Here is a 15,624-nt window from a genome sequence, read left to right as displayed (position 1 = left end):
TCTTTAACTTATTTGTTTTTTCAATTCCCATATTTGAGATTCTATATTTTTAATTTCTATGTTTATTTCTACTTTTCTGCCAATATGTTCTTCTTGCGCCAAATCCTTGACTAATTTTTCAATTCGACTTTCATAACTGGATATCGACTTGAGAATTTGAATTTTTTCATCAGCGCTAACTTGTCCTTCACTCTTGCCTCCAAATTTTCTTTCGCATTCAAGATCAACGACAAGATCGAGCAGCTTTGAAAAATGTGCATACAAGTCTTGAAAGGGTAACTTTTTAAAATTTATGGATAGCAAAAATTTTTTAGTTAATTCATCGACCTCGTTCTCAATCCAGCCGGTGTTAATAATATTACCGACGACAGATTTTTCGCGATCATTCTTATTAATCCTCTTATGGGCTAGGCTGATAAAAGTTTTATGTTCAAATTTAAAAATTAAGACTAAAGGATATGGGATGGAGTTATGAATAATTTCTAAGATCTTAACGATCTTGCTCTCCTTATTCAAACTTACTTCAATGTAAGCAATCTCCCTATAATCAACTTCATCATCTACATAAGCCGGAATATTTGCGAATTCGGGTTTCAAGCTATAGAGCCAGTTAATTTCATCGATGTCTTCTTTAAAAAGTTTCTTTTCAGCAGACTTAAACTTATAGTTTTCATAAAAAAGCTTTTTGAAGATTTTCTTTCCTATAAAACAGTCCTGAGGGATATTTAAGTATTTTTTTATATCAATACTCACTAACCATTCCCCTTAATTACGTCTAACCATGCGACTACTTCCAAGTCATCTATTCCTTTAAAGTCATTCTTGGATACAACTGTCCCGCCTTTCTCAAACAAGCTTCCAACCCCACGACTTTCACTTTTTTCTAAAATATTAGATGCTGCCTTCATCAGTAGCTTAAATTTTGAATCATAAAATGCCTTGTCAGCTTTAAGGTCATCAAAGTTTGGAATACCAGTATTTGTTTTCCCGTACTTCTTAAGCATATCGAGAGTTTTCTTTGATTGCTTGTACCCAAATACAATCTCCTCTCCACAGGAAATATAGACCAGATAATAAGGCGATAGGGAGTAGTTCTGATCCTCTAGAACTTTCCCCTCAGCATCCTTTAAGCAAAACACGGTTCCTTCTGGTAAATCATTCTCACTTTGAGGAATTGAAATAAAAGAGTAATTACCAAATGGACTATCTTCCAAGACTTTAGAGTGAGTTTTCATATACTCAGTTAAATCCATTCTAAAATCATTGAGTGTAAGATCTGTAATTGAAACACCACCTGAAATGTCTTCGATATCAACAACACTATCCTGTAGTTGCTTCAATTGTTTTCTACGATACTCAAGGTCATTCATTTGTCTTTTCTTGTTTTGTTCAATGACGTTCTCTTCACCTGTAGCGGAGATATCTAATAGGACCATTCTTCCTGAAACTCGAGACTCTAAATTAATGTATTCATCTAACTCTAAGTTGGGCCAATAATTTACAAGTTGAATAACTTCATTTTTTGACCCAAGTCTATCAACCCTACCGAAACGCTGAATTATTCGAACCGGGTTCCAGTGAATGTCATAGTTTACAAGAAAATCGCAGTCCTGAAGGTTTTGACCTTCAGATATACAATCCGTAGCGATCAGTAGGTCTATCTCTTCTGTTAATGAACTATCAATTTTATCTCTTTCTTTTGATACTGGAGAAAATGAAGTTAAGAGGCTATTAAGATCACTGTACTTCAGCTTCATTGTAGATTGATTAGTGCCGCCTCCTGTAACTAGTGCGGTATGAATCTGCAGATTACTCTTTGCCCACTCAGCTACTTCTCGATACAAATAATTTGCTGTATCTGCAAAGGCAGTAAAGATTATTATCTTTTTATTTCCCTCATTAATTGGATTTGTACATTTCTCTTGAATTAAAGCTTTGAGATCTTTAAGTTTAGCATCCCTTTCAACTGTAACATCGCGAGCTCCGTCTAAAAGCTCTTGTAACCTATCTCTATCTTCTTCTAGTTCCTGTCTCCATCTAACAGCATCAATATCCTTAATAAGGACCTTTACCTTACTTCCTATAAGGAAATCGTCAAACTCTCCAGAGTCAACTTCAATATCGTTAATATTAAGCTCATCTATTTCAGAGGATTGATCAGAGTCAAGCTTTTCAATCATTGCATTTACATTACCTAGAAGCTTTTCAAGAGTAAGTGTGAAAGAATTAATCGAACTCTCCATCCTCTTCAAAAGATTTACTCTCATTAGGTGAACTAAACTTTGCTCTCTATCTATTTGCCTAAATACTGAGGCGCCATCTTTAACTTTAATATCGTACTTTTCGTTATACTCTTCTCTTTTCTCCATTTTTACGTACTTCAATGGAGAATAAGCACTCAGGTTTAACTTTCGAATAGATAAGTTTATATCTTTTAGAGGTGGGTAAAGTCCTTCGACATCAATATCTGTTTTAATGTTTTTTGGCGTAAGTCTCTTTGGAAAATTACCTATATCATTAACATTATAATATTTCTCAATATGCTTTCTTGATCTTGCGATAGTTATAAGATCTAAAAGTTTAAAATATTCAAAGTTCATTAACTCTAAAAGAGTGTTTAAATTTCTTTCTTCCGGATCCTGATCAAGCCATTGATTGAATATTGTTTGAGCTTTCTTGAGAGACTGTTCAATATTCTGAATACCGTAAGTTTTAAACTTAGTATCGTCTCCCTCTGTAATGAATGCCACCTGATTTTTTAGATCATTCATTCTATTGTTTACAGGTGTAGCAGATAGCATTAAGACCTTGGTTTTAACACCGGCCTTAATGACATCATTCATCAGTCTTGAATATCGTGTTATCGTTTCTTTTCTAGCGTTATTGTTTCTAAAATTGTGGGATTCATCTATTACGATAAGATCATAATTTCCCCAGTTGAGAGTTTCGAGATTTATTTCTCCAGACTTACCTCGCGTTCTCGTAAGATCTGTATGATTTAAAATATCATAGTTAAACCTATCTCCCGCAAGAAGGTTTCTTTTGTCATTAATTGTATAGAGACTCCAGTTATCTCTTAACTTCTTGGGGCAAAGTACAAGGACACGATCATTTCTTAGTTCGTAATATTTAATGACTGCTAGCGCTTCAAAGGTCTTACCAAGACCAACGCTATCGGCAATGATACAGCCATTATGCTTTTCAATCTTTTCTATTGCTCCAAGAACTCCATCTTTTTGAAATTGGTAAAGCTTATTCCAGACGAGCGTATCCTTGAATCCTGTCTTAGACTTGATGATATTCTCTTCATCCATTTCAGTCAGGAAGTCTTTGAAAATATTGTAAATAATAAAAAAGTAAATAAACTCGGGACTCTTATCTGAATAAACCTTCTCTAGATTTTCCAGAATTTCAGTTTGAATATCATTTACTGCCGCCTTGTTTTCCCAAATCGAGTCAAACCAATTAAGAAGGTCCTTTGTGCTTTCATTGTTTTCAAGACATGTATTCATGTCAAAGGTATCTGACTCAGTAAAACCCAAGCCTGTTGCCGTAAAGCTAGAGCCCCCTTGAATCGATATCGACTTATCATTGTTCTCTATGTGGGTAAGATTAGAGCCTAAACTGTTAGGCATTAACAAAGAGTGAATTATGGCCTTTTTTTTAATCCAGGAAGCACATTCCTTGGCAATCTTCTTAGAATCTAGTCGATTTCGATATCGACGTTCAAACTCTCCACCGAGGAGATTTATCTGACCATCGGTTTTATCTTTTAATGAAGTAAGAATTAGTCTTAGGTCATTTATTTTTGATAATTCTTTTCTTAGCTCCCAAAATGCAAAAATAGAAAATGAAGCTGAGATCATTGAGACTTTGGAGCCCTCAAGTAAGTTTTCTTTTACTACATCTCCAACCTTTCCATGTTTTTTATTATCTAAAAGCTTCATTGTTTTAGATCTTCCTTTGCACCACCATTCACAATCCAGTCATCAACCTCAGTTGCTTTAAACTTCCAAAGTTTTCCAACTCGATGTGACGGAATTTTGCCTTTCTCAAGCCAGCGATAAACTGTCTCTTTCGAGATTCCTAAATATTGTGCGATTTCTTGAACAGATAACCATCGATCCGTGACCTCAAGATTCATTATCTTCTCCATGATAATTAAAAACTATGTAAGTATATAAAATTATGGACTAAATAAAGATGGATGACAATCAAATACAAATAAATACTATGAATCAAGATTTCTTTATCAAAGACACGACAAAGAGAGTCAAAGACTCTCTAGATCATGAATCCAATAGTAATCGCAACCGACTTCCATGATACTTTCGTCTTCTATAAGAGAGTCGATATACTCCCCTCTTGCAATATTCCAAGCAATTGGATCAAGTTCCTTTATAGCAAGTGAAGTACTCTTTGAAATGAACCCTATTTGAATCTCTTCTCCATAAAGTTCCTCAATCATTTGAGAAAATATTTCTTCGAGATCAACTGCTTCAAGCTCTTCTTCAACAATACTTTCAATAACCCAGTCAGTGCCATACTCTACACCAACTCCTTCAAGATGGCGCATAAGATCATCAGTACCGCAACTTTTACAAACTCCGCTAGGGCATTTAATATAGCATCCGTAGCAAAATGGAATTGTTCTCTCAAAAGCAAGTTCTTTTAGTTTAGATTTAATTTCTTGTAAGCTCATCATATTCTCCTTTTGGTTGTTTTTATTTGATGGTCACAAGAGGAAATGCAGTCGAGTGCAATTCAAGAAAAATCTCGGAGGGTTCCCTTTTGGGAGACCGTGATTATTCTTTAATTGAAAGCGAGCGAAATGGATGCTTAAGTGAACATAATAAAAATAGAACAAAAGGAGTTAGAGCTACAGGTATGTGTCTAACTCCATTCTTGAAGATTTTATAGAAGCCAAATCACAAGCTTTAAAAAGAGCCTTAGGAAATAAATTACCGTTAGCAGTAAAAAAATGTTCTTAATCTTATTAATCGTTCTAAGTATCGAATAGTAAATTAGGTTAAATAAAGCCATATCAGTCTCCTACTCAAAAGAAATTAAGATCATTAGTAATACCCTGAATATGAATCCCAGACTTGCGAATATAAATCTGCATCGTCTTTAAATCCTTCCAGCCTCCCATTGACATTACCTTGATAGGCTCTATTCCTTTTGAAAGCATGATTGTGGCCCAAGAGGCACGAAGATCATGAAAGCGAATAAGAGGAAGATTTAATTCTTTGAGGAAGTCTTTTAATGGCTTTGCCTGAGTGCCAGTTTCCCAATCCCTAATCCTTGGAAGAACAAACTCCCCTTCTTTATTTTCATAAAGCTCTTTGATAACTGGCATAAGACTAGAAGCAATTTCTACGACCCTATCATCCCCCGACTTAGTAGTCTTAAGGCCATTAATCTTATTCCAAGAATGCGTTATATAAATAAGGCGATTTTGAAAATCGACGTTTTCCCACTTAAGAGCATAGAGTTCCCCATTACGAAGTCCCGTGTAACAGGCCACTGCCCAGACAGGAAACCATTCATGGTTTCTCTCTTTTGCTTCTCTTAGAAGTATCTTTATTTCTTCTTCCTTAAGCATTTTCTTGATTTTCTCATTCTTTTTAAATTTAAGTCTAGGACAAGGATCGCGATAGATGATGTCATGCTCTACGGCGTACCTAAAGACAGCACGCAAATACTTAAGCATACTTTTTCGATGGGCCTCAGAAAACTTAGCACAGTCATCTAATATGAAATCTCTAATTTCAGAAGTACTAAATTCGTTAATTCTTTTCTTTCCCCAAATGTGAAAGGTATTGGCCTTTATACATTGCTCGTAATTTTTAAGCGTATTCTTAGCGATTCCGCAATTGGCGTAGTAATCCAAAAACTTTTCTACTAGATCGGGCCAAAGAGGATGAAGATTCTCATTAAACTTCTCCCCCATTTTGATAATTAATTCTTTGTAGACCCTTTCCGCTTCATGCTTAGTCTTAATTCCCTGACGTCTTATGCTTTTAGATTGCTTGGTTACAGGATGTCTTCTGTGGTACGTGACCACATAATGTTTCTTCTCTCTGTCGTATTTAATTCCCACAGCTACCTCCAATTAACCTATGAAGGTATTTAAAAAAGCCTTAACAGCTCTTAGTTTAGATGGTTCAAGCCTTTTAATTATTTCGATACACTCGCCACGCATATTCTCAGGAAGAATAATATCGCCGTGGAGCATCTTCTCGAATTCGTCATAGCTATAACCATAGACTTCAAGATAGCTTGCAATGATTTGTTTGGTGAGATCTCGCCTTCCATTTTCTGAGTGGCAAACCGTAGACTCAGAAATTCCCATAATCCTGCCTACGGCCCTGACTGATAAATTTCGTGATTCTCTAAGATACTTAAGAAGTTTTCCTTCTCTCGTTTCGACCTTAAGATCGCATCTTCTGTTCTTTTTCTTTGTCTGTTTTTTCTCGTTTTTCTTGGCCGTCATAACTACTCCTTTTGTGTAAAAACGCCGCTTAAAGTGGCCCAAACCGATACACTGAGTAGTTGTTTAAAATCAGAAACTTAACTGCGTTTTTTAGCCGTTTTTTGCCATTTTGCTACACTGTATAGTCCAGCAAAAATGCATGTAGCCAAAAAGTTAGCCACAAATAGCCACATCGGGACAGTTTGAGACAAGTCCAGACAGGTCTCAACGTCCGATTCAAACGCAAGTTACTGTAATTAAGTAGCTGATTTTAATAATGTTTAAGGAAAGAGGGCTTCCACCACCGGAATCCGATGGTGGAGGTGGTGGGAATCGAACCCACGTCCGAAATGACGTCTTGATAGCGGCCTACGTGCGTAGTCTTCATTTATCGTCAGAAGACAAGACTGTCCGAGATAGGTGACCTCGGCGAACCCCGGTGACAGATTAACGAGATGCCCCGGCAGCCTCGGAACCTAGTTAGCCAGCAGATTCAACTGGGTCGCTACATTCTGTTTCTTGGCAGTAGCGCCTCACAAGACTAGATCCTAAAAATAATTAGGCAGCCATTGGCATTGCATAATCGTCTGCAATTAAACGTCGGTCTCCTTTTTACCAGGACCATGGACACCAGCCTGGACACGCCCGGATACCTGTCAGCCATCCCGTCGAAACCAGGGCACCCCCATTAGATTTTGACACGGATATTGGAACAAATATTCGTAAGCGGCAGTATAGCACAGCATTTCAAAAGTGGAAAGTTATGCTTTTCGTTGCCTTCATCACACTTCCCCGACTATTCCCTACTTCTACCGCGAGCAATATCGTAGAAAGCTTCATAAATAGCATAGACTGGTAGCATTAATAACATCTGAACGGCCACAACTTTAACTACAAATAAGGCCGAATACTCATCACTTGGGAAAAAGTAAAAAATAGCACCTCCTTGAAGAATAGATGCTCCATAAGAGTTAGCATTCTTAAAAAATAGCGATATGAAATCATAAGGAGATCTTATCTCGATTAATTTAATACTTGCGTCAATTTCTTTGGCCTGTTCAAGCTTTTGAAAATTTGCAAAAGCACCAAAGAATGCAACAAGAAAAAAATGTGCAAAAGATAAACCTGATAAGACATAAAGACTAAGCATTAAAATATCAAAGAGATCCACAATATTTTGTCCAAATCTCTCGAAGAAAAAAATAGCTCCAAGAGCAAGCCCTGAAAGGTAAATCATGATAATTGTATAGTTTCGATTAAATGTTTTCTTACTAGAATCCATATCTATCCCCATAGACCTAACAGTGGTCTTCCAAAGTTTATTTGAAGTTAACGAAAACTACTCCAAACACGTTTCAAAAACGAAAAATTCCCTATCTGGAATAGATATTTCTTTAGATGAAAAATTTGAATGAATTCAATGAGATGGCATGGCCCCATATAAAAAGACCCCGTATAAAACGGGGTGCTTCTTTGGCAAATCATAGAATTGTGATTTCGAAGGGCACAAAACTATTAATAGAAATATAACACACTTCGCTAATTTCCTCTATTCTTCATTCTTCCTCAATGAGGAGGGCGCAGCGAAAGTTGCGCCCTTTTTATTATTTACACTTATCGTTAGACCTTGCAATAAGTCTAGCACTATGGTGAATAGCCTCAACAAGAAATAAGACGACTGAAGTAAAGAACAATCCGTAGATGCAAGCTTTGATTAACAGTAAATAAAAGTCTCCTTCCAACGTTAAAAACCAATACATTGAACCAGTAAATATTGGAAGGACTATATAGTAATGTGCTTCTTTATATGAAAACTCGGCAAAATCATAAAGCGATCGAATATCTTGTACACGCTTCACTTTTATGACCATATCCTTATTTAAAATTACAGCACATTTAATAAAAACTCCGACTGCACATGTAACAAAAAATAAAGAGAGTAAAACATATAAGCTTATCATTTTAAAAGCTTGAATATTAAGGCCATTATCATAAGATTCGATCGAGGCTACAACAATCGATACTGTAACTACGAAGTTCATCATTCTATTCATTTTCTTTGGTGTATTCATACTTATTTCCTATAAACCAAATTGTGGTCTTCCAAAATTAATTTGAAGTTCATAAATATCTAACTTCCGATTGGGGTTAAAGTTTATCATATTTCCATCGAAAATTTGATCATCGCTTTTAGTGCGATTAATTAAACCATTAGAGTTATCAAGCTTACATTTTGTTGAAGCTTCGCAGTCGTCATTTTTATTCTTAGGCTTCTTAACTTTCTTCGGTTTTCTTTGACCTTCCTTTGGTTCCACCTCATTTTTTTTTGGTTTATCCTCTCCTTTTTTTGGTTTACCTTCATCTTTCTTTGGCTTATCACTATCTCCTCTTCGAGGTTCATTATCCACCTTTGGACTTTTTGGCTTATCTTCTGGAACATCAGGAGATCCATTGCCTGTTCTTGGACTATCAAGCTCTTCCCCTGACTTTTCCTTTTTTTTTGGCGTACATGATGTAGCGGCACACGCCAGAATTGTACCTACTCCAGAGCTTGCACCAATTATAGGACTACGAGAACTAAGAGTTGTAACAAGACTGATGATTCCACCACCGACAGCACAATTTATTAGACAATTCTTAAGATCGTCCTTTGAAGAGCTCACTGAATAAAGCAAACTATTCTTATCCTGCTCAAGTTTATTTGCAAGAATCGGACTAATCATTTCACCTTCATTCATTCCGGGCCCACTATTTCCCATACGAGGCTTTAGACCATTAGACATACCATTTTCCTTATCTATTTCAGGTGCACCTAGACTGCCATCAAACTCATTGCCAAATTGTCCCATGCGAGGACCACCGAATTGATCCTTACTTTGCTCACGTTTTGTGGGATTAAAATTGGATGGCAGATTCAATTGTCTTTTTGGAGCATCAAAATTTGGATCGTAATTTCGATCAATTTTGATACCAAAATTCTTTTCAAGAGTGTCCCCAATGGCAGGGTTTAGTGTATTTACGATATTTGCCATGCTTTGCACTTTGTCTTTCTTACCAAGAGATGCGTACATATCCATAAATACAATAGCAGGATCAACAAAAGCTGCATGAATTCCGTTGTCTCGAATATTATTCTTCATTTGAGACAATGTTGTTTCACGATCAATATTTGCATTATTAAAATCCATGCGGATTTCATCCACGAAATTTGTCACAAGCTTATCAAGCATAGAGTTTGGGAAAGCTTTACCAAGCTCATTTGTGAAATCCTCTTCAGCTTTCAAAAATGCTTTAAAATTTGTGGCCCTTTCTCTAAGGCATTCAGTATCTAAACAATCATTTAAAGACTTCGCCCAAGATGAACTTGTTAGAAGTATCGCCAATATTAAAATTAAGTTCTTCATAGAGTCTCCCTCGTTAATTTTGAAGTTAACGAAAACTACTCCAAACACGTTTCAAAAACGAAAAATTCCCTATCTGGAATAGATATTTCTTTAGATGAAAAATTTGAATGAATTCAATGAGATGACATGGCCCAAAATAACAAAACCCCGTAAAAACGAGGTTAAGTTTCTGGTCATTTTTAGAAGTCCCTTCGGGGGCACTAATAAAGAAAATATAACATAAATCTGACCTAGTTTCCACTTTCTCCTCCCAATGATGGGAGCTAAGGAGAAAGTCATGGAAGACTTCTGGTCATTTTTAGAAATCATGATCTATGTAGTTCAAATTATTTTGATCTTACGGAAGTTGTGATTTCGGGGGCGCAGCGAAAGTTGCGCCCTTTCTATTTAAGCGCAGAAAGCATCACTTCAAGCGCCTTGCTCTGCTGGGCGACGTTCAGCTTTTCAAATGGCGGAAGGTGCACAAAGCCGGCCTTGGCCCGCATCTTCTTCATATCAATGATACGGCGAATTCCATAGAAGACGTGATTGCAAACAAAGCGGCCACAGTCGCGAGAGATGGCAACAGGAATCTGCGCTGCTAGGATGGCATCTTCCATCTCTTTAAGTGGCAACGTGGAATCTAAAGTCGCAGGTCCATCCTCAAAGATGACTTCCTCTTGCGGGCGATTGCCCTCATTATCATCAGTGCGAGCATCATCAAGATTATGAGCGATCGCCTCCAAATTAATCTCACTCACCTTCGCATTTAATCCCAAGCAAATAATAAAGTCTGGATTTAAAAAGAAGGCCTCTTTCTTTAGGATTGCAAGAGACTTCTTAAAAACCACAGGCAGGATAAGCTTGTGGATCTCAAGTCCTGGAATTTCACTATCGAATTTTTCAACGAGAATTTCAGAGGGGTTTATCTCCCCTCCATCAAATGGTTCAAAGCCTGTGATGAGAACTTTTTTAGTGCGTGACATATTCTAATTCAAAACCCCAGCGCTTTTCATCAATATTTGTGCGCGGATAGATAATATTCTTTTCAGCATCAAAGCGAGTCTGACAAGAGCCTTCCGTTAATTCATCCATTGAGATAAAGTTTGAACGCGTAGCCTCACCATTTGCTTTTGAGATAGCAACAAAAGCATCCCCATAGTGAAAGATCACTTCAGAATCTGTATACTCAACTCTAAAGTCATTCTTATTGTGATATTTCTTAGCAATGACCTTTACATCAGTGCGATAAATTAGATACTGATCCATGAAGAAGACATTGTCTTCAGATAAGAGAACCTTTCTAAAAGAGTATTCTTCATTTGTATAACTTCCAGAACACTTATAGAGAGTATTGAGAATATGCATTCCCCCTGACTCCATATAGATTGTCTTACCTGTTTCCATATTTCTTGTGATTGTATGACCTAGAAAGAGTTCCGCCTTGCATTCATAATCAACTGAAATCGAAGATGTATAAGTTGTTCTCAAATTACCATGGTGCTCACCTTTTAAAAGGTCTGATCCCATCTGACAGCTATACATCTTTGGCGTGCCATAGTCTTCATAGCAAACTTCAATTGAGTGTTTTAAGCCTTTAAGATAGTTGAGTTTTGCTCCAACTTTTGCGCGAAACTCTTCTTGGCCGACCTTATCTTCAGGATAGATCGTATTTGAAAGTTCTTTTTTGAGATCTTTTTTGAAAGTGTTGGCAATCTCTTCAAGATTTGCACATTGGTTAGCATTTGCCGCAAGGCTCAATAATGTAAGTGTCCCTAATAATAGATTTTTCATAGTGGCATACTAGCAAAAAAAAAGCCCCCTTGCGGAGGCTTTTTTTCTATTTTGCTCTTACATCGATTACTTTACTTTGTAGTAATTCACCTTTGTAAGAAACATCGACTTTAAACTTGAGTTTATCGTCTTTTGTCTTCTTCTTAAACTTATAAGTTAGAGCTCCTGTGGCCACAACCCCTTTACCTGGAGCAGCAACTTGAGTTTGTGCTTTCTTAAGATCGATGAACTTTCCACCTTCAAGAACGCTTATTGCCACATCGTAGCTTCCAGGAACAAAGTCACGTAGACCTGTTAGCTTAACTTTTACATCGTGGCTTCTAAACTTACAGTTAAATAATCCAAGGAAACACTTACGATCTTTAACTTTTCCATCGAAGTCTAGACCTACTTGGATCTCTGGATTTACCATAACATTTGAAACAAATGTTGCAACTTCAGTATAGCTTCCACGTAAAGCGTCACCTGGGTAAGTCAGCTCAATTTGCATCTTAACTTCAGATCCTGGGCGAGCGTTATTTGTAACTTTCGCTTGGATAACATCACTTAAGTCAATTTGAGATGATGCCGGTAGAACTCTTAAGTTAGCACGAGTATTTGATACCGAAACATTTGATGATGCTGCGATAACCTTTGCCGACACTGCTCCTCGGTTTGTTGCAAGCTTACCAAAGTTTACTAGTCCAAGACCTACTGAGAATTTTCCATCCTGAGTAAGACCTTTTGGATCTTCTGTTTTTACACTTGTTTGTGCGTACTTATTAAGGCGAACAACACCGCTACTTGCAAATAAGTTAGCTGCTTCACTCTTACCTTTGGCAAGTTGCTCAGAACGCTTAGCTGCAATATTCTCATCAAATCCAGCTTCTTCACCATCAGTTGCACCATTTTGGTAAGCAACTCCCTCACCTTCTAAGCGAGCTTCGGCAAAGGCCGTCTTATATGCTTTATCAAAAGCTTTTCTCGTCTCACCTGAGAAGTCACCGCTTGCAGCTTCATCACTTGCTTCTTTAAATAATGCTTCATAAGCAGCAAAGAAAGTGTCTTTGTGATCTCTAACAAATTGAGACTTATAAGCAGACTCATAAGAATCACCACAAGCTTCTTTAAAATCAGAAACACCTTTGTAGACATCAAAACAATTTTTGAAATCCTCATCAACATCGATACGAGTTGGTGCAGTGTAAACATACTGAGGCTTGGCCTTAGAAACTTGATCATTATCTTCATGACGAGCAATCTCTTTTTCAACGCGAGCGATTTCAACATCAACCTTTGACTTGATTCTTACTGGTGCAAAGGCCTCAGTTGAAACATAATCAGGTGTCTCAATTCCAAAGCTCTCTGTAAGTGTTTGGGCCGCTGTTGAGGCAAAGGCAAATGCCTTCTCCATAAATAAGCTTCCGTTTACACTATTTTCAAGAACCACTTTATTAGTTGGTAGTGTTGAAAATTTCTCTTCTTTAACTTGTGCATACCCTTGTGGGAAATTTTCTTTCTTAGCTAGAGCGACAGCTGTTTGTAGTCCTTGCTCATAACCTTTTGCGTAACCTTCATCATAACTGGCCTGAGAGTTAACACCTTCGTCATAACCAGCCTCAAGTCCTTGCTCTTTACCGTCAACAAGTCCAGCTAGATATCCTCTTAACTCACCAAGAGTTGTTCCATTCTTAGATCCGTATAAAGAAGCATCTTCTTTTACATCAGCAGATCCAGCGTATTCACCAGCAGTTGCACCGGCCGCTTGACCTTGAGAAGCACCCATTTGCTGTGCCTCACTCTTGTAATCAGCATATAATTCTTTACGATCTTCATACTCCTCATAAGTTTCTTGAGTGATTGATTCTAAATCACTTGCCACAGCATCAGCTTGTGCAAATTGACCTTCTTTTACAAGTTGATCTTCTAGAAGTGCGCTTCTTTGAGACTCAAGCTCTTGGATGCGATTTTCATTTTGTGCAATCTGAGATTGCTTAGAAGAGATTGTATAAGAGTTACTCTGTATACGATCTTGTGAGCTTTGGATCGTTTGTACGTTTGAAACGTATTGCTGATCTCTTTGCTTGTGCTCATCTTCAAGAGTTAGAAGCTGCGCTTGAACCTTATCAAGCTCTCCACGTAGGTGGCGGATTTCATCTTCAACAATTGAAAGTCTTCTTTGATATGAATCGCGCTCTGACTTAAGAGCATTTTGTGTATTTCGAAGTGTTCCAACCACACGGCGATTTGCATCGAAGTCATTCTTTTCTTGGTTTAGTTCACGTCTCATACGCTTTAGATCACCTGCAATGATAGTGATTCTCTCTTGCGCTTTTTGTTTTTGATCTTTAAGTGAAGCGATATCTCCTTCGATTCTCTTGATATCTTTTTTCACTTGAGCAAGGGCCGTCTGCTTCTGATCAAGCTTAGACTTTGCACTTGCTTGTGCACTTTGAGCACTTCTTAATTCAGTCTTAGCACTCGCTAGGCGATCCTTAAGTCTTGCAAGTTGAGGAACGGCCTGTGCGATTTCATTTTCTACCGCTGAGATATCAGCTAAGAGCTTCTTAACTTGAAGTTCAGCAGCTGCGACTTCTTGCTCGAGATTAGAAACTTTTGTATCTCCACCAGCAATAACCTTCTTTGCTTGAGCTAGTTCAGCTGAAGTTTTATTTAAATCTGCTTCAACTTTATTAAGACGTGGCGTTACTTCTGCAATTTTTTGTCTTAGAAGTTTTCTTTGCTCTCTAAGGTTTTTAATCTTATTAGCATTTCCACGATCACGATTTGCCATTAGCTCTTTAAGAGTTGCTTCAACTTGGGCAAGCTTTTCTTCAAACTTAGTTTTCTTCTCTTCTAATGCATTCTTTTGAGCTGCAAGTTGTTGTTTTTCACTTTTAAGAGAAGAAAGCTTTGATTTAGCTGATGAAAGCTCATTCTTTGCCTTATTTAATTCACTCTTTTTAGAAGATACTGTTGATTGCGCCTTAATGGCCTGAGCGTTTAGTCTATTCTTTTTTTCAACAAGAGGAGCTACCTTGGCCTCTTGCTTTGAGATTTTACTTTCTAATTGATCAACCTTTGCCTTGGCCGCACTAACCTCTTGGTTTGCACTGACAAGCTCGGCCTGAAACTTAGTCACTTGATTCTCTAATTGAGAAATTTTTGATGTGGCCTTATCAAGGTCTTCTTTCTTTTGTTTGATATTATTTTGAATCTTAGGAAGCTTAAGATTTAGGCGATCACTCTCATCGATTGCCGTTTTGATATTTCCTTCAAGATTTTTAATTTTATCACGATTACGATCTAACTTCTTTTGCGCCTTTTGTAGACGATCACCATTTTGGTGAAGATTCTTTGTTACTGAATCAAGTGCAGAACGAAGATTATGTGCATTTCTTTGAGGACCGACTAGATCATCTTGGATTTCTCTTTGCTCACTTGATAATTCAGAGATAGCGCGAGCAAGTCTTTGTAGTTCATCACCAAGGCCAAGGTTTTCTTCCGTTAGCATGGCAATCGTATTATCGAGATCCATATTCTCAGTACTCAATTGACTGATGATAGCTACGGCCTCATCAATTTCTGATTTAGAGATTGCTATTGCAGAACCATTTGCTTCTAAGTCTGCAGCGATTTGCTGAAGCATGCTCTTTAGCTGATTGGCACTCATACGAGCACTATCAGAATCGGACTTTGCTTGAGAGTACTTTGATAGGTACGTCGGATAATCGATTTCATCAGGTAACTGTGCGTGAACGTTGGCGCTTAATGCCAATAGCGATAATAAAACTAAACTTTTAGTCGATCTCTTCATGAATCCCTCTCCTTTAGATCATGTTTCGTTAAATTAGTTCTATAACCCTGATTTTCCTTTGTGGAGACGGCCCATAGAAAACATTGTGAAAATACCTTAAATGTAAGAAAGTTTCAGAATATAACACCTAACCTTGTAAAGACTTCATGGATTCTGGTGTCAGAAGGGACAAAGTG

General features: G+C 37.4%; 12 protein-coding genes and 1 other RNA gene. All 13 read right to left on the bottom strand.

What is annotated here, in order from left to right:
• Positions 1 to 3: 3 nt before the first annotated feature.
• Complete coding sequence (locus tag BALOs_RS03480; protein ID WP_120404267.1) at positions 4 to 753, bottom strand: DUF4391 domain-containing protein; 750 nt, start codon at positions 751 to 753, stop codon at positions 4 to 6.
• Positions 753 to 3,947 carry a helicase-related protein gene (locus BALOs_RS03475; RefSeq protein ID WP_120404266.1) on the bottom strand — a complete coding sequence of 1,065 codons (3,195 nt, stop codon included), beginning with the start codon at positions 3,945 to 3,947 and terminating at the stop codon, positions 753 to 755. Before BALOs_RS03475 ends, BALOs_RS03480 begins: the two co-directional genes overlap by 1 nt.
• The gene (locus BALOs_RS03470) at positions 3,944 to 4,144 is read right to left on the bottom strand and encodes a helix-turn-helix domain-containing protein (RefSeq protein WP_120404265.1); all 201 of its coding nucleotides are present in this window, start codon (positions 4,142 to 4,144) and stop codon (positions 3,944 to 3,946) included. The genes BALOs_RS03475 and BALOs_RS03470 overlap by 4 nt, the downstream gene beginning before the upstream one ends.
• Before the next feature lie 129 nt (positions 4,145 to 4,273).
• Complete coding sequence (locus BALOs_RS03465) at positions 4,274 to 4,702, bottom strand: hypothetical protein (RefSeq protein ID WP_120404264.1); 429 nt, start codon at positions 4,700 to 4,702, stop codon at positions 4,274 to 4,276.
• A 354-nt stretch (positions 4,703 to 5,056) separates the two neighbouring features.
• Positions 5,057 to 6,103 (bottom strand): site-specific integrase, encoded by a 1,047-nt coding sequence (locus tag BALOs_RS03460; RefSeq protein ID WP_162929513.1) that lies wholly within the window; start codon positions 6,101 to 6,103, stop codon positions 5,057 to 5,059.
• Positions 6,104 to 6,115: 12 nt separating this feature from the next.
• The gene (locus BALOs_RS03455) at positions 6,116 to 6,496 is read right to left on the bottom strand and encodes a helix-turn-helix transcriptional regulator (protein ID WP_120404262.1); all 381 of its coding nucleotides are present in this window, start codon (positions 6,494 to 6,496) and stop codon (positions 6,116 to 6,118) included.
• A 294-nt stretch (positions 6,497 to 6,790) separates the two neighbouring features.
• Positions 6,791 to 7,162, bottom strand: a transfer-messenger RNA (tmRNA) gene (ssrA, locus tag BALOs_RS03450).
• 109 nt (positions 7,163 to 7,271) lie between these two features.
• On the bottom strand, positions 7,272 to 7,757 hold the full coding sequence (locus BALOs_RS03445) for a hypothetical protein (RefSeq protein WP_120404261.1): 486 nt from the start codon (positions 7,755 to 7,757) through the stop codon (positions 7,272 to 7,274).
• Between the two features lie 322 nt (positions 7,758 to 8,079).
• Positions 8,080 to 8,547, bottom strand: a complete 468-nt coding sequence (locus BALOs_RS03440; protein WP_120404260.1) for a hypothetical protein — start codon at positions 8,545 to 8,547, stop codon at positions 8,080 to 8,082.
• A 9-nt stretch (positions 8,548 to 8,556) separates the two neighbouring features.
• Entirely contained in the window at positions 8,557 to 9,879 is a 1,323-nt protein-coding gene (locus BALOs_RS03435; RefSeq protein ID WP_120404259.1) for a hypothetical protein, read from the bottom strand.
• 383 nt (positions 9,880 to 10,262) lie between these two features.
• A complete protein-coding gene (locus tag BALOs_RS03430) occupies positions 10,263 to 10,844 on the bottom strand; it encodes a pyroglutamyl-peptidase I (protein WP_120404258.1) in 582 nt (193 codons plus the stop codon).
• Positions 10,831 to 11,652 (bottom strand): hypothetical protein, encoded by an 822-nt coding sequence (locus BALOs_RS03425; RefSeq protein WP_120404257.1) that lies wholly within the window; start codon positions 11,650 to 11,652, stop codon positions 10,831 to 10,833. The genes BALOs_RS03430 and BALOs_RS03425 overlap by 14 nt, the downstream gene beginning before the upstream one ends.
• Positions 11,653 to 11,698: 46 nt before the next feature.
• Entirely contained in the window at positions 11,699 to 15,448 is a 3,750-nt protein-coding gene (locus BALOs_RS03420) for a hypothetical protein (protein ID WP_120404256.1), read from the bottom strand.
• Between the last annotated feature and the right edge of the window lie 176 nt (positions 15,449 to 15,624).

The sequence above is a fragment of the Halobacteriovorax sp. BALOs_7 genome (assembly GCF_003612895.1).
GTDB classification, from domain to species: domain Bacteria; phylum Bdellovibrionota; class Bacteriovoracia; order Bacteriovoracales; family Bacteriovoracaceae; genus Halobacteriovorax_A; species Halobacteriovorax_A vibrionivorans.
The sequence above is the reverse complement of the archived record's forward strand: the minus strand, read 5'-3'. Positions and strand labels throughout refer to the sequence as shown.

What these genes read in the sequence shown, in the direction of transcription:
- BALOs_RS03475 (WP_120404266.1), bottom strand. Translation starts at nt 3,947, where the DNA reads ATGAAGCTTTTAGATAATAAAAAACATGGAAAGGTTGGAGATGTAGTA.
- BALOs_RS03435 (WP_120404259.1), bottom strand. Translation starts at nt 9,879, where the DNA reads ATGAAGAACTTAATTTTAATATTGGCGATACTTCTAACAAGTTCATCT.
- BALOs_RS03425 (WP_120404257.1), bottom strand. Translation starts at nt 11,652, where the DNA reads ATGAAAAATCTATTATTAGGGACACTTACATTATTGAGCCTTGCGGCA.
- BALOs_RS03430 (WP_120404258.1), bottom strand. Translation starts at nt 10,844, where the DNA reads ATGTCACGCACTAAAAAAGTTCTCATCACAGGCTTTGAACCATTTGAT.
- BALOs_RS03420 (WP_120404256.1), bottom strand. Translation starts at nt 15,448, where the DNA reads ATGAAGAGATCGACTAAAAGTTTAGTTTTATTATCGCTATTGGCATTA.
- BALOs_RS03445 (WP_120404261.1), bottom strand. Translation starts at nt 7,757, where the DNA reads ATGGATTCTAGTAAGAAAACATTTAATCGAAACTATACAATTATCATG.
- BALOs_RS03440 (WP_120404260.1), bottom strand. Translation starts at nt 8,547, where the DNA reads ATGAATACACCAAAGAAAATGAATAGAATGATGAACTTCGTAGTTACA.
- BALOs_RS03455 (WP_120404262.1), bottom strand. Translation starts at nt 6,496, where the DNA reads ATGACGGCCAAGAAAAACGAGAAAAAACAGACAAAGAAAAAGAACAGA.
- BALOs_RS03465 (WP_120404264.1), bottom strand. Translation starts at nt 4,702, where the DNA reads ATGAGCTTACAAGAAATTAAATCTAAACTAAAAGAACTTGCTTTTGAG.
- BALOs_RS03470 (WP_120404265.1), bottom strand. Translation starts at nt 4,144, where the DNA reads ATGAATCTTGAGGTCACGGATCGATGGTTATCTGTTCAAGAAATCGCA.